Source organism: Bacillus sp. FJAT-44742 (assembly GCF_002797315.1).
GTDB lineage: Bacteria > Bacillota > Bacilli > Bacillales > Marinococcaceae > Thalassorhabdus > Thalassorhabdus alkalitolerans.
Map to the genome: position 1 here is coordinate 2,202,948 of NZ_KZ454936.1, position 23,557 is coordinate 2,226,504.

The window sequence follows — 23,557 nt, forward strand, 5'->3', positions numbered from 1 at the left end:
ATTCAAAAGTTTAAAAAATCATTCTTAGTTTAGTTCTTTTCCTACAGTATGTCAATCTATCTTCTACTACGCTATATATACATTTCGCCCACCAGACTTTAGTAAACTGGCTTTTTCTTCCTGGTAAGCCTCCCTTTACGCAAAGACATGCTGTGCCTTATGCAGGCCAGCATAATGGCCGTTTAAAAGGAGCAGCTCGTCATGCGTTCCCTGTTCTTCGATTCCTTTCTCAGTTACGACAATAATACGGTCTGCATGGCGTATGGTAGCAAGACGGTGTGCAATAACAAGTGTGGTCCGTCCTTCGGCCAGTTCGTATAGAGAGCGCTGAATCGAAGCTTCCGTTTCTGTATCAAGTGCTGATGTGGCTTCATCAAGAATTAAAATCGGCGGGTTTTTTAAAAACATCCGTGCGATCGATAATCGCTGTTTTTGCCCCCCAGACAGCTTTACTCCTCGTTCGCCGACAACAGTATCAAGCCCATCCGGCAGACTCTGAATGAAGCTTTCAAGCTCCGCCCGCCGGGCAGCCTCCCATACTTCCCAGTCTTCGGCATCAAGTTTCCCATACCGGATGTTTTCACGGAGGGTTCCGGAAAACATAAATACATCCTGCTGGACAATTCCGATCTGCCGGCGAAGGGAAGAAATTTCGATATCACGAATATCCACTCCATCTACCCGGATACCGCCTTCCTGAATTTCATAGAAACGCGGAAGCAGGCTGCAGAGCGTTGTTTTCCCCGCTCCAGAAGGACCGACAAAGGCAACGGTCTCTCCTGCTTGAATCGAAAGGTCAATGTCGCTCAAAATAGGACGATTTTCATCATAACCGAAGCCGACGTTTTCATACGTAATATCACCATGGGCCTGTTCCATCGTCTTTGCGTGTGGATGGTTTTGTATATCCGGCTCAGTGTCCATTAAGGAGAGAAACCGCTTGAACCCGGAATAACCTTTCGGATAACTTTCAATAATGGCATTAATTTTTTCAATCGGACGAAAAAAGACGTTCGTCAGTAGTATAAACGCCATGAAATCTCCAATCGAAAGAGTTCCTTGTACAATAAAATAGGCGCCGCACAACAGAACGAACAGAGTCATGATCCGCATCATCATATAGCTGAGTGAATTGTTGATTCCCATAATACGATAGGACAAGACTTTGACTTCCTTAAATTTCAAGTTATCTTTTTCAAACAGCTTTTGCTCATGCCTTTCATTGGCGAAAGCCTGAACAAGACGAATCCCTCCGATTGTATCTTCCACCCGGGCGTTAAAGTCTGCCATACGGACAAACATAGACTTCATTGCCCGAGACATTTTCCGGTTGCAATACACAACAATGAAAAAGAGAAACGGCACGACAAGAAATGTCAGCAGTGCAAGCTCTATATTGATATAAAGCATGACAGAAAAAGAGCCAATAAGTGTCATTAGAGCAATGAAAATATCTTCAGGCCCATGATGAGCTACCTCTCCAATCTCAAAGAGATCATTGGTCAAGTTTGAGAGAAGATGGCCGGTTTTATTGTTATCATGGTAAGTAAACGATAACTTCTGCACATGCTCGAACAATTCTGCACGCATATCAGTTTCAATATTAATACCAAGGCGATGTCCCCAATAGGTGACAAGATAATGAGCACCCGAGTTTAATATGTAGATGAAAAACAATGCTGCACTGGCCCACAAAATCACTGACAAATTACCACCAGGAAGCAGAGTGTCAACGACATAATTTACAATTAGCGGAAAGGCCAGCTCAAGCAAAGCTACTAAAATGGCACAGATAAAGGTAACCGTAAATAGTTTTCTATAAGGCTTATAGTAACGGATAAACCTTTTTAACATTTTTATCTCCTCCCCTTTATCTGTTTTATCATAGCAGAAAAGAGAACGAGAACGTTAGTGAAAATGAAAATCATTATCAAAAAAGTTTTCTACGAGCGGTTGGTTCTTTGTGACCGAGTACTGAACTAAATAAACATTTATTATATCGAACGACGTTGGACAATTCTGCTTAACCATGAAAGTTTCCATCCTAAACCTACAGTATATGCTCCAAAAATTGATCTTATGTCAACTTTTTGCACCGGACAGATGACCAACTTAAGCCCATTCGGTTTCTGCATCAGTAGAACGCTCTTCATAGACTACCTTCCCCTTCAACATATGTTTCACTTCTTCAGTAAAAAGCCACGAGGAAAATTAATAAAGTAGTAATTTTTAAAAATTACTACTTATAATCCCTATACCAGAAGAAAGAGGGGTACTAATTTAGCCCCCCTTTCTCTTTATCTTATATGAATGTTTTAATTTAGTAATACATGAGTCAAGTAACGGGTGCTGGATTAAACAATGCTAGATCATTGTGTATCCCCCAGTGGTCAGCCCATGTTTCTTTGCGGCCGCTGGCAATATCGATGATGAGATTAAAAATTTCCCATCCTACTTCTTCAATTGTCGCCTCTCCCGTAGCAATTGTCCCTGCATTCACATCCATTAAATCGTTCCATTGCTCCTTTAAGGAATTTCGAGTAGATACTTTTATTACAGGTGCCATGGATAAACCGTAAGGCGTTCCCCGTCCTGTTGTAAAGACCTGCAAATGCATTCCTGAAGCTAATTGGAGCGTTCCACACACAAAGTCGCTCGCTGGTGTAGCAGCAAAATTTAATCCCTTTTTTGTAGCTTTTTCACCTGGGGACAACACATCAACGATAGGACTGCTTCCTGATTTTGCGATCGAACCAAGTGATTTTTCCACTACGTTGGTAAGCCCACCTAACTTATTACCGGGTGATGGATTAGCACTGCGATCTGATTCTCCTCTTTGCAAGTAGTCGTCATACCATTTCATTTCTTTTATCAATGTTTCTCCTACTTCTTTATTGGCCGCCCGAGGCGTTAATAAGTGAACAGCATCGCGCACTTCGGTCACTTCTGAAAATAGAACAGTAGCTCCCGCCCGGACTAACAAATCGGAAGCATATCCAAGAGCCGGATTTGCTGTGACACCTGAAAATGCATCGCTTCCACCGCATTGCATTCCAATAACTAAATCTGATACTGGGCAAGTGACTCGTTTACGTTGATTTAACTTCTCTAAACGCTCTTCTGCCATTTCCATTATGGTCTGTACCATATTGGTAAATCCTGCTTGATCCTGTAAAGAAACGATATCATCAGTGCTGCTATTTGGAGTTATTCTGTTTGGGGCAAGTTTTTCGCATCCTAAACCTACAACTAAAACTTCTCCTCCAAAATTCGGGTGTATAGCAATGTTTTGAACCGTTCGAATGGGAATGTCTGCTTCAGGTGCATTGATAGCAACCCCGCAGCCATAGTTATGGTTTAAAGGGACGACATCATGGACGTTGGAGTATGTTGGAAGAATCTCTTCCTTCACTCGCTTTACAGCATAATTTAACACTCCAGTTACACATTGGACACTGGTCGTAATTCCTAGCACATTTTTTGTCCCAACTGACCCATCTTCGTTTCTATACCCTTCAAAAGTATATCCTTCAAGCTTCTCCATAGGGTCTGGCACATTGTTGGATATAGGCAGCTCATCGAGCTTGGGTGGTGTTGCCATCACCACGAGTGATTCCTGGATCCAGCTTCCCTTTTCAATCATTTGCCCAGCATAACCAATCACTTCCCCGTACCGAATGATAGGTTCCCCTTCATTTAAGTTCGATAAGGCTACTTTGTGACCTTCAGGGACATATTCTTTTAATACAAGACCACAGGAAAAAGATGCCCCTTCACGCAAGCCGCCTGAATTCACTATAATTGCCACGTTATCTTTATCGTTTACTTTTATATATAAAGGGGCTTCTGTTGAGTGTATATTTTCAGACATAAATATCGTCTCCTTTTTAGCTTTTTTTGTTGCTTTTACTGCAAGATGAAAGAAACAGTACTAATGATAGTAACTCTTAAACGAGCCCCTGGTGTTCTTCTTTAGGATATTTCTCTAGGGCTTTGTTAATAATCTTCTTTAATTGCTGGTAATGTTCTGTTTCTACAGGAATCACTGGCGGCCTGACACTTTGTCCTACTGGAAAACCAACAATGTCCATCCCTGCTTTGATTAAGGAAACAGCATATCCTTTCTTTTGTTTTCTGATCTCATTGATTGGAAGAATGACTTCTTTGTACAAGGCATTAACCTGTTTCGTATCACCTTTTACCAAGGAATCAAAGTACAACCGTGAAATGTGCGGGATGTAATTGGATATCGCAGATGAATACGAGTCAAATCCTAAGGGATAATACGCCTGCATCGTCACTTCTGCGAGCGGCATGCCATTCATCCATTCGAGGCGGTTCCCTAAGTGCTGGGTCAGTTCAATATTCAGCTCCATATTGCCAACCCCATCTTTCAAGCCAACGAGCTGTGGAAGTTCAGCTAGCTTTGTAACCGTATCCAAATTCGCGACAGCGTTATTTCTTTGGTACATGATGGCATTTAGGCTTGTACTACTGATAATGGTTTCATAGTATTGGTACATGCCTTCCTGTTCTCCATCAATTAAATATGGGGGAAGAATTAAATATCCATCCGCTCCCAATTCTTCTGAAACCTTAGCATGATCTAATGCTAATTCGATGTTCCCCCCTACCCCTGTGTACACAGGCACTCTTCCTTTGGCTGTCTTCACTGCCAATTCCACCATGTTACAGTACTCTTCTTCTGTTATGGACTGAAATTCACCAGCACCGCAGGCCACGAAAACAGCCGAAACTTTTTCGTCAATTAAGAATTCAATGTTTCTTTCCAAGGCAGGAAAATCCACATATCGACGTTCTCTGAAAGGGGTTACAGGAAACCCTAAAATTCCTTTCGGAAACTTATTGTTTCTTTCTGCCATACCAGCACCTCTTATCAAGATTTTTTCATTCACAACCCTGCTCAAATTGTGTAGTTAGATATAATGCAAATACTATGCCAAGTTTCAATTCTTTGAAACTCTGCTATATCGGCCTCTTAAAACGGCCCCCACTATCTCACCACAACGATTGTAGGAATATGTGCTACAATTGTTGCATGATTCTAATTTTAGGAAGGGAGCCATTCGGGTGGGGAAAATCGCTTTTATTGCACCGGATAAGCATCTATATATTCAAGGGAGGAAAATTATCCGTGAACTTGGGATCGAAAAAAAGACTACTATATACTTAGCCAGACTAAATAGAGCAGTCCGACTTGCCAGGAAACTTCAACACGAAGAAACAGACGTAATTGTTTGCAGAGGAGGAACCGCAAGCTTACTAAAAGAAATGAACATCAATGTACCTGTCGTAGAAGTGCCCATAACAGGGCAGGATTTAGCCCAGGTTTTTCATGAAGCAAAACAACTATCTAATAGCTTTACACCCAAAGTGGCGATATTAGCCTTTCAAAATATGGTTTTTGACATTGAAATTCTCTCCGACATTTTAGATATAAAATTGTCTATCTATCCAATAGAAAAACCAGAGGATATCCCCTTAAAGATTAAAAATATACCTGCTAACGATGTTGATATCGTCGTGGGAGGTATTAAATCTACTATTTTGGCAGAAAAACAAGGGTTCAAGACCATTCGTATTACTTCCGGCGACTATTCCATTCAATCAGCTTTGTTGGAAGCTGAAAAAATATTGCTGGCCAGAAAAATAGAAAAAGAACGCTCCCAAAAGTTTAAAGCCTTAATTGATTATTCAGTACAAGGAATTATCAGTGTCGATCGCAAGAAAATCGTCAACGTATTTAACCCTACTGCAGAGCGCCTACTACATATTTCCTCAGAAAACGTCCTTGGAAAAGAAATTGATAGCTCCCTAAACTTTCTAGATGATGTTGATGAGTGTTTATCGAATGGGACTGAATCCATCGGACAGGTAATCCAGTTTAGAAATATCTGGATAACGTGCAATATGGCACCGATTATTGTAGATAACCATATTGTTGGGGCAATGATTACCTTTCAGGACATCACGCAAGTTCAAGAACTGGAAGCAAAGATTAGAAATCAAGTGACAAAAAGAAAGCTTGATGCAAAGTATGTTTTTTCCGATATCATAGGAAGTTCAAAGGAAATAAAAGAAACAAAGAGAATTGCCAAAGAAATAGCTGCAGTGGATACTACTGTATTAATTTCAGGGGAAACGGGGACCGGAAAAGAGTTATTTGCACAAAGTATTCATAATAGCAGCTCACGAAAGAACGGCCCTTTTGTCGCCATAAACTGTGCTGCTCTGCCTCCAAACTTGCTAGAAAGTGAACTGTTTGGTTATGTAGAAGGGGCTTTTACCGGAGCTTCCAAAAAAGGAAAGCCTGGTTTGTTTGAAATGGCTCACCAGGGAACGATCTTTCTTGATGAAATCTCTGAAATGGATCAGTACGGGCAAAGTCGATTGCTCCGCGTTCTTCAAGAAAAGCAGGTCATGCGCCTGGGGGATAATAAGTACTTGCCTATTGATGTACGAATTATTGCAGCTACTAATAAAAATTTACGAAAACTAATTAACGAAGGGGAATTTAGAGAGGACCTGTTATATAGATTGAAAGTTTTAACTGTAAATATACCTTCTTTACGGAAAAGAAAAACTGACGTGAATGACCTTTGCCAGCATTTCTTATCGTCCTATTCTGCACAACACAATAAAGAAATTACTATCACTCCATCAGGTTTCGAAAAGCTCAAAGAATATCAGTGGCCGGGAAATGTCAGGGAGCTGGGCCATTTTATTGAAAGACTTACAGTGATAGCGAAAGAAAAAGCCATCACCGACTATGAAATTGGAAAATATTTAGAGGGAAACGAATTTGACCTAGTAAACAATGACGTAACAAACCTCACTGACATTGACTCGGAAAAAGACAGGATTGTTGAAGCCTTAACCAGGTGCAACTCCAATATATCTCAGGCCGCTAAGCTATTACAGATTGATCGAAGCACCTTATATCGAAAACTAAACAAATATAACATTGAAGTAAAAAAATCATACTAATGCATCTTCTAAAATTTACAATTCTTTTATTTGCCCATCCTAGCTCTGCTCTTCTATAAGCAAAAAACCTCAAAAGGACTCACCAAGAGTCTTCATTTGAGGTTTTTTCAGTAATAGTATGGTGTCCTTATATAATAAACTAACCTTTTCCTCTTCACATTAAAGGTTTTTGCTTTTCTCAACCAATTGATCAGCTTCTCTCTTCAGCTCAACCGTTTCATTAATAATGTCAATGATATGAGATAATAATCTTTTCATCTTATTACCCTACTTTCTTAATGGAATACCCTTATTATCCTCCTACAATTTCCATTAAGCAAAAACCGTGAAAAGCAATGAAAACGAAAACATTATTTATGTAAGCGGTGTTCATACCTTCATTTCTTCCCCCACCGCTTTTTTTCTTTATTTTCCTCCTCACATTCCGGCAGTCAATTGGTAAAAAAGGATCCCCCATAATGAAGCAAGGCTACAAAAACCATCCCTACAACAAACATAACAGCCACATAAGACCCGTTCCATTTAAAGCCCACTGTAATGGTATCTTTGTGTACAGCCTGGGAGATAAAGATGGTGATAGCATTGAAAGGGCTTAAGATAGAAGAAAGGAACCAGGCAAGGAGGAATACAACAGCTAATGAAATCGGATCGGCTCCTAAAGCTTCAGGGCTTACCTGCATAGCTAAAAGAGGGACGGTAATAATTTGATGAATGCCTACAAAAGCCATAAGACTCACAAATAACACGACAATTACTCCAACCAATAAGAATGATATGGAAGAAAGAGCCTGAAAGGCATTACTGATATAAACAGAAAACGGAGAAGCAGCCAGAGCACTTCCAAAAAGGCCAGCGCTTAGAAAAAGAACTATTTCTGTGTTAACTCCGTAATCAAGCTTATTAAAAAAGGCTTTACCTTCGTAAAAGAAGACTCTCCAACTATTCGTCCCAAGGGACCATAAGATAGGGATGATTATCGAGGTTAAGCTAACAAGCAGCAACATGGGAAGACCCGTTATTGATTCCAGCACCACGAGCACACCTATTAAAGAACCTAGAAGAATGATTACTTTACTAACCAAAGGAAAAACTGACATTTTTGCCGAGGGGGAGGAAAGTTTCTGTGTCTCCTTGTCCTTACTTGAAAGGAAAAGAAGCATGCCCACACCAAGTTGTAAAAACGCTAACACTAACCCAATAAGAATATAGTCACCAAAGGGTATATTAAGATAGTATAGTGTCAAAGCAACAGAACCAAAATAAGGAGACCACACCATTGCTGTAGAAAAACCAACAAAATAGGCTCTTGCCAAAAATGCAGAGGAAAACTTATTTTCTCTTACGATGTCATGTAACAGCTTGACTGACCCTACACTTAAGACAGGTGTAATTGCAGCTAAAAAAGATGCCAGGCCGGCAAACAACTTGTTTGGCGAATCCATCATTTGTTTTAGAACCTGCTGAATTGAACCCATGAGGCTGCTGTTCGTGATTGGAATAGCTAATAAAGGGGCAAGAGTCATAAGCACCACCAAAGGAAGATTTTGCTGCATTCCTTCAATAGTAGCCATAACCGTCCCTTGATTCACAGTTAAGTTTATTACCGTTCCAGCAACAAAAAGAACACTTCCCATTATCATTGTTTTTTTGTTTGCATGAACAATTGATAAGAAAAACGTAAGAAGTATGACAATAGATAAAACAGAATAAATGAAAGTTGATTGGGAAAAGGATGCGATAAAATATAAAAGGCACATGATGATAATAAAACTTCTTTTTACCATTGGTATCATAAAACGACCCTCTTTAAATGAAAGTATAAGGAAACGAGCCAAGAAGAAAAGACAAGGTGCTGTAGATTGCACCCTGTCTTTTCTAAAATGGTTTCTATCCTTATTCACCGCTAGCTTCGTATATACTTTGATAGTAGTCTTTCTCTTCATTTAAATGCTGTTCTGCCTCTTCAGGACCCATAAAGTTTGGAGTAACCCCGTGCCCTTCAGCTTCGCCTCTGTAATCTTCGTTCTCTTCTATAACTGTTTCCATAGCATCTGCGAAGGTATTAACTACATCTTCTGGAGTTTCAGGTGGGAAGGCCCAGAAGAAGTTCTTATTAAAGACAATATCGTATCCTTGCTCTACAAACGTTTCTTCCTCAGGGAACTGATCAAGTCTTTCTTCAGACAAGACACCTACACTTCTCATTTCATCTGCTTCTAAATATTCATCAACAAGTCCTAATTGAGTAGGTACCACGTCAACCTGGCCGCCAAGAAGAGCCGTAATTTTATCTGAGGCACCACCGGCATCTACGATTCTAAATTCAATGCCTGCTTCTTCTTCTAGAGCTAGTAACTGCAGATGAGTGAAGGCGCCTGTTTCCGTAGCAACGGAGACCTCACCTGGATTTTCTCTTGCATACTCAACTAAATCATCTAAGTCTTCAAATTGCGAATCGGCACTAACAACAAAAGCATTCCCTTGGTCCTGTACGCTGATCCCAGCTAATTCAAAATCTTGATGAGAATATTCGGTTAGCCCTAGAATACTATTGATTAGCGCACTATCATGAAACGCAAGAGCTTTATAACCATCTGCATTACCCTGCATTACTTCTCTTGACCCCACACTTCCCCCAGAACCTTCAACGTTTTGAACCACGAGATTTACCCCAAGCTCATCTTCAAGATGTCTCGCTAATGTTCTCGTGTTACGGTCTGTGTCGCCACCTGCCCCAGCAGGAACCACGACTTCAATTGAACTTTCAGGATACCCACTGGCATTAGCCGCATCCTCAGAGTTTGTATCTTCTTCTCCGTTTCCTTGTTCTTCGCCGCCGGTCTCGTCAGCGCCGTTCCCGCAAGCTGCCAAAAACGTAACAAGTGAAAAAACCAGGACTAGTAACAATGTTTTAAAAGAGACTAGTTTCATTTAAACCCCTCCTGCTAATCTTTTATTTTTATGATTTTTCCATGCCTTAAATCCTACGGATCCAATGGCGATCACCCAGAACACCATAGCAATAGGTTCCGTAAAGAAAGGCAGGAAATTTTCATCGGTATGTTGAAGACCTCTGCGAAGATTGGTCTCCGCTATTGGCCCGAGGATAAAACCTAAGATAACGGGTGCAATCGGAAACTTATATTTAATAAATAAATAACCTAATATTCCGAAAAACAACAATGCGCCTACATCAAATAAACGGTTATTTTCAGCAAAAGCCCCTACTGCGCATAGAACCACTATGATTGGCAACAGAATATGTTTATGAATACTCAGAATTCTGACAAAAAACTTCATTCCTAGGAAAAGGAACAACATCATAGCGATATTGGCGATAATCAAAGCAGCAAAGATGCCATACACAATGTCAGTGTTTTGAGCAAAGAAGATCGGGCCAGGCTGCAAGCCGTGTATAACAAGGCCACCTAACAGCATTGCGGTTACCGTATCCCCTGGAATACCAAGCGCCATTAAAGGAACTAAAGCTCCTCCAACTGCAGCGTTATTAGAAGATTCAGACGCTACTACCCCATCAGAGAATCCTTTCCCAAACTTCTCCGGTGTTTTTGATTGATTCTTTGCAGTCGCATAGGCAATGATATTAGCTGTTCCTCCGCCGATACCAGGAAGAATACCTACCGCTACCCCTATTACTGCAGAGCGTAAGAAGTTCCACCCCTGTTTGAAAAACTCGGCTACTGAAAAACCAAACCCCTTAATTTTATGAGTCAGTTTTTTCTGCCCCATGGGGTTAATCTTTTTCTCTGAGATTCTAAGAATTTCCCCAACTGCAAACAAGCCGATTAACGCTGGAAGCAGATTGAATCCTGCATTCAAGTCATCCATCCCAAACGTAAATCTAGGAAACGCATCAATTGGCGCTGAACCTACCATGGCTAAACTGATGCCCAATAACCCGGCCAGCATCCCCTTAACAATTGACCCTTCCGACAAACTCGAAATAAGAGTTAAAGCAAACATCGTAATGGCAAAGTATTCAATCGGACCAAATCGTAAAGCAAAATCTGCTAAAGGAGGAGATATTAGTATCAACACTGCTATACTTAATATTCCGCCTAAAAATGAGAACGTAATAGCAAGCCCAAAGGCCTTCCCCGCTTGTCCGTTCTGGGCCATGGGGTACCCGTCAAATGTACTTGAAATAGAGGATGGCGTACCCGGCAGTTTTAATAAGATAGCTGGGATTAAACCTCCGGAAACCCCGCCAATATATAGACCCATAAGCAAAGCCATACCAGATCCCGGATCCATTGTAAACGTTATCGGTAAACATATCGCAACAGCCATTGTGGCGGTCAGTCCCGGGATAGACCCAAACACTAAGCCAAGCGCTACCCCTATAATAATCAGTATCATGTTGTATGGAACAAACATTGCAGAAAAGCCTGCAGCCAAATCACCCAGCATTTCTGTCACCTCCTATCCCAGGATGCCTCGTGGCAGCATTACTTCAAATCCTAGACGAAATGTATAATAGATACTTGTAGAAACAACAATAGATAATATAATGAACAATGGAATGTTCCAATATTTTCTTTGCGCTAGAAGACCAAATTGGACAAATAAATAGACAGCTGTACTAATCAAGAACCCAATAATGGGCATAAGCCAGAAGTACAAAGCAATCAGCCCAACAGTCATGCCTAAGTTTTTATACCTTTCAGCATTAGAGACCGGGCTCTCCGTTATGTCCTCTGCAATGTCTTCTTGTGCCTCTTCTTCAGCCAGCTTGCCTTCCTCACTTACTGCCTGTTCATCTTTTTTTAATGCTATTCTCCAATCTTTTATCGTTTGGATTAAGAGAATGATACTTAAAATAAAAATTCCTATGGCAACAAGCCTGGGTGCAAATTCAGCTCCAATTTGTGAAACAGTGAGACGACCTAAGTTGAATGTCGCAGAATACATAACAATGGAGAAAGCCAACAATACAACTGCAGCGATAAAATCTTTTGTCTTTATTAAATTACTCATGCCTCTCTCCCCTCTGTTTCATCTCGGTTACAAAAAGCATACATGTAAACCTGCAAATTTTCACTATTTAAATATAACTTCAATTGTAAACGCTTACCATTTGTTTGTGAAAAACTGTTCCGAAAGCTATATAAAAGGGAGTTATTTCTTTATTAGGGTAAGGTTCTTAACGAACCTTACCTTGCTTTCGGAACAGAGCCACACTCATTTACTTTACAAACACCGTTTTTATTGAAGTAAAGAATTCAATGGCAGCTTCTCCTTGTTCTCTTGAATGAGAGCTTGAACGCTTCATCCCGCCAAAAGGAGCTTGGAGTTCAACGCCGGCACTCTCAGCATTAACCCTTACCAATCCTGCTTCCATGTCATCAATAAAGGATAAAAAGTTTTGAATATTAGTAGTGAAAATGGAAGCACTAAGTCCAAATTCTACATCGTTTGCCACTTCAATGGCTTCTTCAATGGTTTCTACTTTCATCAGGGCGAGGACCGGCCCAAAGATTTCCTCTTGGGCAATCGCCATCTCTGACGTAACATTTTCAAAGACTGCTGGCGTAATAAAGTACCCTTTTTCTTCTTTCACAGGCTCTCCACCGTATAACAAGACGGCACCTTCTTCTTTTCCTTTATCTATATAACTAGATACGGTGTTGAATTGACTTTCGCTGGCACAAGGACCCATCCAGCTGTCTTCTTTTAGCCCGTCGCCTACCTTAATTTGTTTTACTTTTTCCAGGAGCTTTTCTTTAAACTCATCGTAAATACTGCTCTGTACAATAACCCTGCTTGTTGCCGTACATTTTTGTCCGGTTGATTTCAACCCTCCACTGATCGTAGCATCGACAGCCAAGTCAAGGTCCGCATCTGCTGCGACAATAACTGGATTTTTTCCGCCCATTTCCAGCTGATACTTTGCTCCTCTTGCCAATGCTCCTTGACCAATTCTCCGTCCTACATTTTCTGAGCCTGTAAAAGTAATTCCATCCACTTTTGGGTGGTCAACTAATCCTTGGCCAATCGTTGAACCAGAGCCGGTAATGAAGTTCACTACCCCTTGAGGCAAATTAGCTTCAGCCATGCATTCCATAACTTTTGCGGCCGTAATCGCTGCCTCTTGTGCCGGTTTAAATACAACAGTATTTCCATAAACCAAGGCAGGTGCCATTTTCCAAATAGGGATCGCTACCGGAAAGTTCCATGGTGTAATGACGCCCACTACGCCCAATGGGGATCGTTTTGTAAACATTAAAGCATCCTTGTCAGTGGAAGGAATGACATCTCCTGTTTTTCTCATTCCTTCTCCGGCATAATACCTGAGGATAGCTACTCCCCGCATGGTTTCCCCTTTTGCTTCAGGAAACGTCTTTCCCATTTCTCGTGTCATTGTTTCTGCGATTTCATCAACTCTTGTCTCTAGAATATCTGCAATTTTAAACAGGTAGTTTCCTCTTTCAGGGGCTGCTAGTTTTCTCCAAGCTGTTTTGGCATGATCAGCGGCTTCAATGGCTTGATTTAAGTCTTCTTTAGTGGAGAGCTGGTAATTTCCTACTACTTCGTCAGGGTTGGTAGGATTAATGCTTCCTTGACTTTTTTCAGAGGATGATGCTTGCCATTCACCATTAATAAAGTTCAAATAAGTTTGATTTTGGGTTGCTGTGCTCATGAATTAGCCTCCTAGTTATTAATTGCTTTGATACTCGCTTGCCGGGTACTTCTCTAGTGCTTTATTAATAATTTTCTCTAATTGCTGGTAATGTTCTTTTTCTACGGGAATCACTGGTGGTCTGACACTTTGTCCTACTGGCAGGCCAACAATCTCCATCCCTGCTTTGATCAAGGATACGGCATATCCTTTCTTTTGCTTTCGAATCTCATTAATTGGGAGAATGACTTCTTTGTACAAAGCGTTAACCTGTTCTGTATCTCCCTTTACTAAGGAATCAAAGTACAAGCGCGAGATGTGCGGGATGTAGTTTGAAATTGCAGATGAATAGGTATCAAACCCTAAAGGATAGTAAGCCGGCATCGTCACTTCGGCGAGCGGCATACCATTCATCCATTCAAGACGCTCCCCTAAGTGCTGAGTCAACTGAACATTTAATTCCATATTGCCAAGTCCATCCTTCAGACCAACGAGCTGTGGAAGTTCCGCTAGCTTTGTAACCGTATCCAAATTTGCTACTGCGTTATCTCTTTGGTACATGATGGCACTGAGGCTTGTACTTTTAATAATAGTTTCATAATATTGATAAATGCCTTCCTGCTCGCCATGAATTAAGTACGGAGGAAGGATTAAGTATCCGTCGGCTCCCAATTCTTCTGAAACTTTTGCTTGATGGAGAGCAGTCTGTATATTTCCACCTACTCCTGTGTAGACTGGAACCTTTCCACCAGTAGTCTCTACTGCTGTCTTAACCATGTTATGGTATTCTTCATCCGTTAACGATTGAAACTCTCCAGCTCCACACGCGACAAAGATAGCCGCTAACTTTTCCTCGATCAAAAATTCAATGTTCCGTTCTAACGCAGAGTAATCGACCTTCCCGTTATCGTCAAACGGCGCTACTGGGAAACCTAGAATCCCTTTTGGAAACTTACTGTTTTTTTCTGCCATTTCATCCACCTCTTTATTTGAAGTAAAACTACTATTCTAAGCAAAACACCATTAGTATGATTGTTTATTTGTTATTAATTTTTATTGTAAGACAATTTAAAACATAAGTCAATCGAATTTTTAGAAGATTATAACCTTTCAAACAAGTTGGTGCTTAACGAACTAAACAAGGCTGTTTGCTATTGAACTCCCATCCTGGAATGAGATATTGCATAGCTTTAGAATCATCTCTTACTCCTAATCCCTTCTCATTATACAACCGATTTGCTTTTTCAATTTCCTCACGATTGATCTCTACTCCTAGTCCTGGTGCAGTCGGTACTTCGACTTTTCCATCAACAATTTGGAGGGGGTTACTAGTCAAATGTTGCCCATCCTGCCATATCCAGTGAGTATCAATGGCCGTAATCTCCCCCGGAGCTGCTGCCGCAACATGGGTAAACATAGCTAACGAGATATCAAAATGATTATTAGAGTGCGAACCCCATGTCAGTCCCCATTCATGACACATTTGCGCTACTCTTACCGAACCACGCATGGTCCAAAAGTGTGGATCTGCGAGTGGAATGTCAACCGATTGCAGTTTTACCGCATGTCCCATCTCTCGCCAATCAGTTGCAATCATATTTGTCGCTGTTTTTAACCCTGTTGCCTGTCTGAATTCCGCCATGACTTCTCTGGCTGAAAAGCCATTTTCTGCTCCGCATGGGTCCTCAGCGTAAGCTAATACATGATGTTTATCTTTGCATAATCTAATAGCGTCTTTAAGTTTCCAGCCTCCATTAGGATCTAGTGTAATTCTAGCCTCAGGAAACCGTTCGGACAGCGCTGTCACTGCTTCTATTTCTTCTTCCCCTTGTAAAACGCCGCCTTTAAGCTTGAAATCTTTAAAACCATAGCGTTTATAAGCTGCTTCAGCTAAACGTACAATCGCTTCTGGAGTAAGCGCTTCCTCATGACGTAATCTTAACCATTCGTCAGTTTCATTTTCTCCGCTTAAGTACGGTAAATTGGTTTTGTTTTTATCACCAATATAAAAGAGATAACCTAGCATTTCTACTTCATTTCTTTGTTGTCCATCTCCTAAAAGAGCTGCCACTGGGACATTTAAATGTTTACCTAATAAATCTAGTAATGAAGCCTCTAAAGCTGTAATCGTGTGGACAGTTACTCGTAAGTCAAATGTCTGGTTTCCTCTTCCCCCTGCATCTCTTTCTATGAATTCATTTCTGACCGCATTTAGAATATTGTTATACTCACCTATTGATTTGCCAATAACAAGGTCTCTTGATTCTTCCAGAGTCCGTTTGATTTTTTCCCCGCCTGGTACTTCCCCCACCCCGGTTTGGCCGGAACTATCCGTTAAAATAATCAGATTTCGAGTAAAATACGGGGCATGCGCTCCGCTTAAATTTAGAAGCATGCTGTCATACCCGGCAACGGGGATGACTTCCATTTCTGTTACTGTTGGAGTTTGTCCATACATAAAAATAGCACCACCTTTATAAAATTTAAAAGATACTGAATTATTTAATAAAAATTCACCCCGCTTTCTCTATTACGAGAAGCGGGTGAATATTACTCTTCTTCTGAGCTTGCCTCTTCTGTTGCATATGCTCTCTTACGTACATGATTTAAATGTTTATACATACATTTATAAGCCTCAAAGGGATCTCTTTTTTGTAAAGCCTCAAAAATATCAATATGCTGTTGAAGAGTGCCTGAAGGATCTCGGTGTTCATTGGAAATTTGATCCCACGTTTTATCGAAAAGATTTAACAAAGATTCGACAATTGCTTCTAGTAGCGGATTGCTGGCACTGTGGGCGATGATTGCGTGAAATTCCCTGTCATATGCCCTGTAATCTTCAGGACAATTGGTCATGAGTGATATCGTATGCTCTAATTTTTTTAAAGAATCGTCTGTTATATTTTCTGCCGCTAAAGTTACTAAACCTAATTCAAGAGAAATCCTGGTTTCCATTAATGATTTCAAATTCCCTGCAGAAAGTGCAAGCATCATAGTAAACGGTTTACTGCCTATTTTTTGTGAAAAAAAGGTCCCGTTACGGGTTTCTCTTTTTACAACACCAATTGCTTCTAAAGAAGTGAGTGCTTCTCTCATAACAGGTCTGCTTACATTGAACCTGTTCATTAAATCCATTTCAGAAGGTAAGCGGTCTCCTGGCTTTAATTGTCCGCTTGTCAAAAGGCCAATAATTTCATCTATAACCTGTTTAGATAGTGTTTTTCTATCTATAGATTTAATTTCAACTTCCTTCAAATTAACCAACTCCTTTCATTAATAGAATACCACCTCTCTTTAATAAAAAGATTGGTCTTTCATCGTTAGTTAATCTTATCTTGTTTGTTTAATTGTAAGACAATTTGTATTTGATGTCAATTATTATCATGGATAAATATTGTATAGGTGACTTAATAATTTTAACTGACTTCTATAGGCTTCTAGTATTGCACTACCTGCTATGTTTCAGTTACTCCCAAAACAGGTTTAAATACATATAGTTAGAGCTCATTAATAACTAATACGCTGCATAAAACTACTAATACTTGATTTTTGAACGCTAAAAAAGACGCCCTATGATTAAGGGCGCTTCCTTATATATTGAATATTACTTAATAAAGATTTTCTGACCGTCTATTTCAATGAACCATTCTCCCTCACTAAACTTTTCCTTTGAAACTTCAAATACAGCTACACTAGTAACCGAAATATCAGGATTTAAATCGCTAAGGACCTTAGAATCATCTACACCCGTTTCAACAGAATAATTAAATGAAGTTTCCATATCTGGACTGTACTCAGTTCCATTTTTATCGACTAGCTTAGCTGTTGGCATAGAAAATGAACCTATTGGTTCCTCGGAGATATTTCTAATTGTGTACTGAATAGCAACCAAGGTACCACCATCAGAAGCAGCTTTCCTAGTAAATTCTGCTCTTCAGAGTCCATATAATATATTGATGAATTTTTCTATTGATTCCAACAATTCATGTGTTATAGATAAATGGGAGTGGCCTGTATTATAGGTGGGGTGGGATGGGTCATTTTTCAACGTCTAAATTAACTGGACTACATATGCAGGGTAACCAAAAAGAAGCACCCAAATCTTCTTTGATTCGGGTGCCTCTTACGAAGCCTTTCTTTTCCTTCTTAAATAGTATCTAATTCTTCTAAGCTGTGATTTATTCTTTAGTCTCTTAAAGCCGACTAAACCAGGCCAACGATTCAGCTCAAAGATATATAAAGATCCTTTCCTGTCCACCCCAATATCTACTGCGAAAATTCGTTGACGTGGAAAATACGCTCCTAATGTATTCGCTGCTAGTAAAGAAATTCGTTTAAAGTCATTCTCAATTGCTTGTGGCGTTTTTGTTTTTATATTTATTCTCTTTAGAGCTCTTCGTAAAGGCATGACTCTACCATTTCTGTGTCTGTTTGTAACTTTGTACCCTTTTCCAGCCTTTCTCGCTATCATTCCCGTCACTGTCCAGGGCGAGCTTACGCTTTTTCTCTGAACGATAACCCTGAAATCAACCGGTCTGCCTTTTATTCTTGCAAGTTTGATTTCTGGCTGAATATTAAATCTTCTTTTTCTCGTCTTCTTCCTCATATATTGATAGAGACTGTTTTTACTTTTGAATACCCTTCGTCTTCTGTTAATGTACAAAACATAGCTTCCGGAATTAACGTTGATAAAATAAATGCTTTGTCCTTTCTTTCCATTGTTGGGTTTCACCACAATCGATTTATATCGCTTAAGCATCTTATAAAAGTTAGATTTGCTCCATCTCACGGTACGTGGCAGATACGGCTTAAGATTATTATTTTTTCTCATTGCAGCGTGCATCTTATATTTATTCCTGCCTTTTAAACGCACAACGATTTATCCCTCCTTCCCTAGGTTTCAAAAACTAGTGTATGCAAGAAAAAGGAGGAAGGCAGGGTGTTTCAAGGAAGAAGTTCGTCCAATTGAAAAAATACCACCCCCTTTGAAAAGGCTGGTATTTCATCTAGTAGATTTATTGCGAAATAAAAAGTTAAAAAGCTGGGGAGTTCCCCAGCTTTAGCAGCATATTAATCCAGCACCACTTCGACTGCAGCCAATTCCTTTCCCGTCTTGGTTATTGTCTCGCCCTCCTCATTTTTTACGGTAATCTCTGAATCCTTTCTTTTGATTTCCTGCAAGCTCTCAAGAAATCCCTCTTCCATCTTTAGTTTTTCAAAGCTCTTGTCGTCTTCCATATTTACATTTAATCCATCTTTAAACTTTAATCTTAGTATCATTTCCCTCTCTCCTTTACTTCAATATTCTGGAAAATGTGAGGTTCATTTAACCTGTGCTTTACTAGACGAATTCCTTATTTTCCACAAGTTTAAAAGTCCTTTTTCATATTATTTCTTCTGGAATTTCCGTTGATGCTTAGGGTGAAGAGAAATCTGATTGATTTTTTATAGGGAGAGACTTACACGAGGGGGAAGTTTTATTAATTGGGTCAGTTTAGACCATATTTAGGTCAAACTAAGACATAATTGGGTCTAACTGGACCATATTTGGGTCAAAACAGATAACAATTGGGTCAAAATTCAACCTTACTTTAAATCTGTTTACAGCTCCTCACTCTATTTTATACCGAATCATTCATTTCTTTAGCCAGCCTTTGCAAATACAACTTTGTTCCCTGCCAGAAAATCGCATAGACAACAATGAAAAGCAGTAAGCCAAGGAACACAGGCAACGTACTAAATGGAAGCCAGCCAATAAAGATGGCTAAAGGAAGCCAAAGTCCAACTGAAAGCATAAAGTGAACAGTTGTTTGTTTTAACGGGCTCCAACTTTCGATTTCATAAATAAAAGAAGCACAGCCAAAGTTATCATTCATCTTCTCCCCTCCCTCATTATTTACTATATCAACCTGATCCTTTTTTGAATCTAAAAAGTGAACAACCTGCAGAAAATGCGTCCTAAGATGCAACAATCCTTTTACTGACTGATTGATAAAAAGAAAAGGCTCCCCCTAAAATAAGGAGGAACCGTTTGTGGAGTATGTTTAATTTCCTGCATGTAAAAGCCAGTTGCGTAATTTTGTCTTCGGATAGTATGTAGTGCCATTAATCACGATATGCGGAAAATCTGAATGCTCCTGAATTAAATGTCTTACATCTTCTTTGGAGATACCGACAAAGTGATGGATTTGGTTTTCCTTAATTAGTTCATGTTCATCCTCATCTAAGTAATCTATGAGATCTTTGGCATTAGGATTCTTAAAATTTTTGAGACCATCCCCAATAAAATACCCTGCTGCTGCAATTCCTATAGCCAGCCAAAACAAACTCATATCAATGTTCATTCCCCCAACATTTTTGTTTTATTTATTTCCCTGTATATTCTGTCATTTTTAGTGTATCAGATGTTTCTTCAGCAGACGTTATGATTCGGTTTTTTGGGGATGAAAACCTCTAGAGACATGGCATCCCTCTATGTACCCTCTGTAAGAACATTAATCACCAATCCTTTTGGAGCAAACTGGAAAGAAAGATTCTTTTCATTCCGATCGCTTTTTTTGTATAATTAAAAAGCAGGTAAAGCTTCACCTGTCCCTTTTATGAATATTTCATTAGACAGTTATGAATGACTGTATATTTTTGGAAGCCCATATCATTTGGGCTTCTTTTGTGTTCTGTGTCAAAAAAAGCAAAATAGCAAAGCTTATTATAGATATGTAGAGAGGTTTTTGATATGTATGCTTCATAATCCTACAGGTAAAGAACGCTTGAGGTTGGCGTTCCTTCTAGGTTTGCTGGCAGTCCTCGGTCCCTTTAATATTGATATGTATCTGCCGAGTTTCCCGGAAATCGCTCATGATTTAGACGCTAGTGCTTCCTTAGTACAACTTAGCTTAACAGCATGTTTAATCGGGCTTGCACTCGGCCAGCTCGTTGTGGGGCCGATCAGTGACGCCCAGGGCAGAAGGAAACCATTATTAATTTCCATCTTTTTGTTCGCACTATCGTCCCTTCTTTGCGCTCTGGCTCCTAATATTACTACGCTTCTTATTGGACGTTTTTTGCAAGGCTTCACCGCATCAGCCGGAATTGTCCTTTCTCGCGCTGTAGTCCGTGATGTTTTCAGTGGGAAAGAGCTTACGAAATTTTTTGCCCTTTTAATGGTCATTAATGCAGTAGCTCCCATGGTTGCACCTATGGGCGGCGGAGCTATTTTGCTTTTTCCATATGCCAGCTGGCATACAATTTTCTATTTTTTAACTCTGCTTGGTCTCTTCATTGTAGTCATGGTAGCCTTTCGTCTTAAAGAAACACTTCCGCCCGAGAAAAGGATACCCAGCTCCATTGGGAGTTCTGTACGGACAATGGGCAGTCTAATGAAGGACCGTTCCTTTATTGGCTACGCTTTGGTTGTCGGGTTTGTGCACGGTGGAAGCTTCGCTTATGTTTCAGGTACCCCCTTTGTTTATCAGGGGATCTATGAGGTCTCGCCTCAAGTCTTTAGTATATTATTTGGCATCAATGGGCTTGGCATTATTATGGGAAGCTGGCTTATCGGCCATTTTGCTGGAATCATCCAGGAAAGAAGCCTTCTTAAAGCGGCTGTCCTTACAGCCGTAAGTGCAACTTCAATTCTTTTAGTGATGACTATTATTGAGGGCCCGTTAGCATCCATTGTCATTCCTATTTTTATTTATATGACATCCATGGGGATGATTTTAACAAGCTCCTTTACTCTGGCTATGGAAAAACAGGGTCACCGGGCAGGCAGCGCTAGTGCTTTGTTAGGGATGTTTCCTTTATTATTAGGTGCTGCTGTTTCACCCCTCGTTGGTATTAACGAAACTACAGCAGTACCAATGGGAACTATATTATTCATCACGTCCTTTATTGGTTTGCTGGCCTTTTTTATCCTCACTCAAAGCAATCAAGAGCAACAAAACGAAGAGTTGAAAATGGAGGGGTAACTCCCCGTTTTCGACATAAAAAAGACAAGGATCTCCCCTTGTCTTTTTTGCTTTCCTTTCCTCTAAAGCTCTCCCCTGTCACCTTCCATTAATTACAAAATTATACATATATCGAGAAAAACAGACAAGTAAACAAAATATTCTGACATTTATTATCGCATTTTGTCGAGCATTTTATCTAAGCGCCAAGGTTAGCTTTTCTATTTTATTTACCTTCTAGCTTCCACAAATTTGTGTAAGTATGTTGCGCACTGTAATGTAGTTTCTTTAATTTCCCTTTCGCTTTTGTGAAACTTTTTTGCTGTCATTTCTAAAGGATTGTTCATTGGATCGTATAACTCCACTTCAAGGTAATATGTGTATATTCTCCGTTCCTCTACTCCCATTTGCTGAAGTCCTACTTCCCACAGCATGTCAGCTTCATTTTCATTATTTCCTGTAGCATACATAATTCCCTCGATACGATCTGTAACAGTTGTGCTCATTAAATCCATCCACTCCTCTGAAATTTTTCTATAAGGTAATTTCTTCAAATTATACAATAATCCTTTGCTGGTTTCAAATTTAGTCTATTTTTACTAGTTTTATTTTTTTCTTCTTTACCTCGGTAAATTCTATGTGCAGCAAATGGGGAAAATTCCAATTTGTTTGTCAAATCACATAACCTGAATCGGCTGTTATCACAGGAAAAATCAACAAACCAATTATTCTTTTTAGAAAAGCACATAGATGTTTTTTGTACAAATTATCAGACTTTTTTCAAAATCATTAGATTGTTCATATAATTTTTACAATAGATGGTATAAAATAGATATATGGACCTATTCGTTCATCCTGATAATTTTATTACTTATGCACATAGTAAGTAAAAAAAGGAGGGTACTCATGATGTTCACTTATGGCAAAGACATTCCCCTGGAGAACGTGCCTAACGAAAATCAATCTGCTGATTCACAGGAAGCAGCCACTCCGACTTCAGAGCAAGAACGTTTCTCTTATGATTACAGAAAGCCAATCCCCTTGGAAAACATCCCGAAATAGAAAAACCTCGTGATGAGATTCTCATCACGAGGTTTTTTCTTTATTGTGCTTTGACTGCATCTTTAGCGAAACGTTTTGCTGTTTCTTTTGCATTTTCGATGGCCTCTGCCTTGATCTCCTCTGATTTCTCAGGATTTTGAGCCATTCCTTCGGCAATCACTGATTCTACATCTGTCACACCCATAAAGGCTAATACCTGCTTAATATAGCGGTCGCCCATTTCCATTTCCTTTGCAGGGCCTTCAGAATAGATACCGCCCCTCGCTTGAATGTGGATCGCCTTCTTATCTTCAAGAAGTCCCACAGGGCCTTCTGCTGTATATTTGAATGTCTTGCCTGCAATAGCAATGTTATCAATATAAGCCTTTACTCTTGGAGGAAAGCTGAAGTTCCATAGTGGAGTAACAAAGACATACTTGTCAGCTTCAATAAACTGGTCAGTCAGTTCATTGATGCGTGACACTTTATCTTTTTCATCATCACTTAGCTCTTCATAACCTTTTCCTTGCTGAAGCTTGCCCCAGCCTTGAAATACATCGGTATCAATATAAGGAAGGTCTTTTTTATAAAGGTCGATATGAACCACTTCATCATTTGGGTTTTCTTCTTTGTATGCTTTTAAGAATTCTTCCCCAACTGCCAAACTGATAGATTCTTCTGGTGTTTTAGGATTTGCAGTAATGTACAATACTTTTGCCACTTGTATCTTCTCCTTTTTTTCCGTGTTTTTGTTATGGTTTCCTAACTTCCCATGTGTCATGCAGACATGAAAGTCAGAATAAATGAATGTATCTTCAAGATAAGAGGTTGCTATAGCAACCAAAACCCCAAAAAATTTTCTACATTCCCCACTATAATATAACTAAGTTGTTGCAGCAACTATTTACACTCAATTTTTGAC

Annotated in this window: 20 protein-coding genes and 1 pseudogene; 3 read left to right on the forward strand and 18 right to left on the reverse strand. The window is 39.8% G+C overall.

The features are described 5' to 3' along the window. Positions 1–135 precede the first annotated feature (135 nt). The 3 genes from CEF17_RS10965 to kdgD (CEF17_RS10975) all read right to left on the reverse strand — a co-directional run bounded on the left by CEF17_RS10965 (position 136) and on the right by kdgD (CEF17_RS10975) (position 4,883). Positions 136–1,854 (reverse strand): ABC transporter ATP-binding protein, encoded by a 1,719-nt coding sequence (locus tag CEF17_RS10965; protein WP_100399558.1) that lies wholly within the window; start codon positions 1,852–1,854, stop codon positions 136–138. A gap of 481 nt (positions 1,855–2,335) precedes the next feature. Then, on the reverse strand, positions 2,336–3,871 hold the full coding sequence (gene garD, locus CEF17_RS10970) for a galactarate dehydratase (RefSeq protein ID WP_100399559.1): 1,536 nt from the start codon (positions 3,869–3,871) through the stop codon (positions 2,336–2,338). A 76-nt stretch (positions 3,872–3,947) separates the two neighbouring features. Then, positions 3,948–4,883 carry a 5-dehydro-4-deoxyglucarate dehydratase gene (gene kdgD, locus CEF17_RS10975; protein WP_100399560.1) on the reverse strand — a complete coding sequence of 312 codons (936 nt, stop codon included), beginning with the start codon at positions 4,881–4,883 and terminating at the stop codon, positions 3,948–3,950. A gap of 208 nt (positions 4,884–5,091) precedes the next feature. On the opposite strand from kdgD (CEF17_RS10975), the gene CEF17_RS10980 reads away from it, so the two are divergent. Then, positions 5,092–7,008: a sigma-54-dependent Fis family transcriptional regulator gene (locus tag CEF17_RS10980; protein WP_100399561.1), complete on the forward strand. Its 1,917-nt coding sequence runs from the start codon at positions 5,092–5,094 to the stop codon at positions 7,006–7,008. Between the two features lie 431 nt (positions 7,009–7,439). Here CEF17_RS10980 and CEF17_RS10985 read toward each other — a convergent pair whose 3' ends face one another. The 13 genes and pseudogenes from CEF17_RS10985 to CEF17_RS11045 all read right to left on the reverse strand — a co-directional run bounded on the left by CEF17_RS10985 (position 7,440) and on the right by CEF17_RS11045 (position 19,980). Further along, positions 7,440–8,801 (reverse strand): hypothetical protein, encoded by a 1,362-nt coding sequence (locus tag CEF17_RS10985; protein ID WP_100399562.1) that lies wholly within the window; start codon positions 8,799–8,801, stop codon positions 7,440–7,442. Positions 8,802–8,901: 100 nt separating this feature from the next. Then, on the reverse strand, positions 8,902–9,939 hold the full coding sequence (locus CEF17_RS10990; protein ID WP_100399563.1) for a tripartite tricarboxylate transporter substrate binding protein: 1,038 nt from the start codon (positions 9,937–9,939) through the stop codon (positions 8,902–8,904). Beyond that, on the reverse strand, positions 9,940–11,439 hold the full coding sequence (locus tag CEF17_RS10995) for a tripartite tricarboxylate transporter permease (protein WP_100399564.1): 1,500 nt from the start codon (positions 11,437–11,439) through the stop codon (positions 9,940–9,942). Positions 11,440–11,451: 12 nt separating this feature from the next. Then, positions 11,452–12,006 (reverse strand): tripartite tricarboxylate transporter TctB family protein, encoded by a 555-nt coding sequence (locus CEF17_RS11000; RefSeq protein WP_100399565.1) that lies wholly within the window; start codon positions 12,004–12,006, stop codon positions 11,452–11,454. 208 nt (positions 12,007–12,214) lie between these two features. Beyond that, positions 12,215–13,669, reverse strand: coding sequence for an alpha-ketoglutaric semialdehyde dehydrogenase GucD (gene gucD, locus CEF17_RS11005; protein ID WP_100399566.1), 1,455 nt, complete (start codon positions 13,667–13,669; stop codon positions 12,215–12,217). An 18-nt stretch (positions 13,670–13,687) separates the two neighbouring features. Then, entirely contained in the window at positions 13,688–14,620 is a 933-nt protein-coding gene (gene kdgD, locus CEF17_RS11010; RefSeq protein ID WP_100399567.1) for a 5-dehydro-4-deoxyglucarate dehydratase, read from the reverse strand. 154 nt (positions 14,621–14,774) lie between these two features. Beyond that, positions 14,775–16,106 (reverse strand): glucarate dehydratase, encoded by a 1,332-nt coding sequence (gene gudD / locus CEF17_RS11015; protein ID WP_100399568.1) that lies wholly within the window; start codon positions 16,104–16,106, stop codon positions 14,775–14,777. A 92-nt stretch (positions 16,107–16,198) separates the two neighbouring features. Further along, positions 16,199–16,903, reverse strand: coding sequence for a FadR/GntR family transcriptional regulator (locus CEF17_RS11020; protein ID WP_332835296.1), 705 nt, complete (start codon positions 16,901–16,903; stop codon positions 16,199–16,201). A 349-nt stretch (positions 16,904–17,252) separates the two neighbouring features. Beyond that, positions 17,253–17,546, reverse strand: a pseudogene (locus CEF17_RS11025) (DUF4352 domain-containing protein); the annotation flags it as partial. Positions 17,547–17,771: 225 nt separating this feature from the next. Beyond that, complete coding sequence (locus CEF17_RS11030; protein WP_332835316.1) at positions 17,772–18,491, reverse strand: YheC/YheD family protein; 720 nt, start codon at positions 18,489–18,491, stop codon at positions 17,772–17,774. 227 nt (positions 18,492–18,718) lie between these two features. Continuing rightward, on the reverse strand, positions 18,719–18,928 hold the full coding sequence (locus tag CEF17_RS11035) for a hypothetical protein (RefSeq protein ID WP_100399572.1): 210 nt from the start codon (positions 18,926–18,928) through the stop codon (positions 18,719–18,721). 341 nt (positions 18,929–19,269) lie between these two features. After that, the gene (locus CEF17_RS11040) at positions 19,270–19,524 is read right to left on the reverse strand and encodes a DUF3021 domain-containing protein (protein WP_100399573.1); all 255 of its coding nucleotides are present in this window, start codon (positions 19,522–19,524) and stop codon (positions 19,270–19,272) included. Between the two features lie 168 nt (positions 19,525–19,692). Continuing rightward, positions 19,693–19,980 carry a DNA-binding protein gene (locus CEF17_RS11045; protein ID WP_198508949.1) on the reverse strand — a complete coding sequence of 96 codons (288 nt, stop codon included), beginning with the start codon at positions 19,978–19,980 and terminating at the stop codon, positions 19,693–19,695. A 405-nt stretch (positions 19,981–20,385) separates the two neighbouring features. Here CEF17_RS11045 and CEF17_RS11050 point away from each other — a divergent pair, with 405 nt between their 5' ends. Beyond that, positions 20,386–21,615, forward strand: a complete 1,230-nt coding sequence (locus CEF17_RS11050) for a Bcr/CflA family efflux MFS transporter (RefSeq protein WP_100399574.1) — start codon at positions 20,386–20,388, stop codon at positions 21,613–21,615. Between the two features lie 209 nt (positions 21,616–21,824). Here CEF17_RS11050 and CEF17_RS11055 read toward each other — a convergent pair whose 3' ends face one another. Further along, entirely contained in the window at positions 21,825–22,100 is a 276-nt protein-coding gene (locus tag CEF17_RS11055) for a hypothetical protein (protein ID WP_100399575.1), read from the reverse strand. 400 nt (positions 22,101–22,500) lie between these two features. Between CEF17_RS11055 and CEF17_RS20020 the strand changes: the two genes are divergently transcribed. Continuing rightward, the gene (locus tag CEF17_RS20020; protein WP_157049677.1) at positions 22,501–22,656 is read left to right on the forward strand and encodes a hypothetical protein; all 156 of its coding nucleotides are present in this window, start codon (positions 22,501–22,503) and stop codon (positions 22,654–22,656) included. Between the two features lie 40 nt (positions 22,657–22,696). Here the strand turns inward: CEF17_RS20020 and CEF17_RS11060 are convergent, their stop codons facing one another. Then, entirely contained in the window at positions 22,697–23,356 is a 660-nt protein-coding gene (locus CEF17_RS11060) for an FMN-dependent NADH-azoreductase (protein ID WP_054635141.1), read from the reverse strand. Positions 23,357–23,557: the final 201 nt, after the last annotated feature.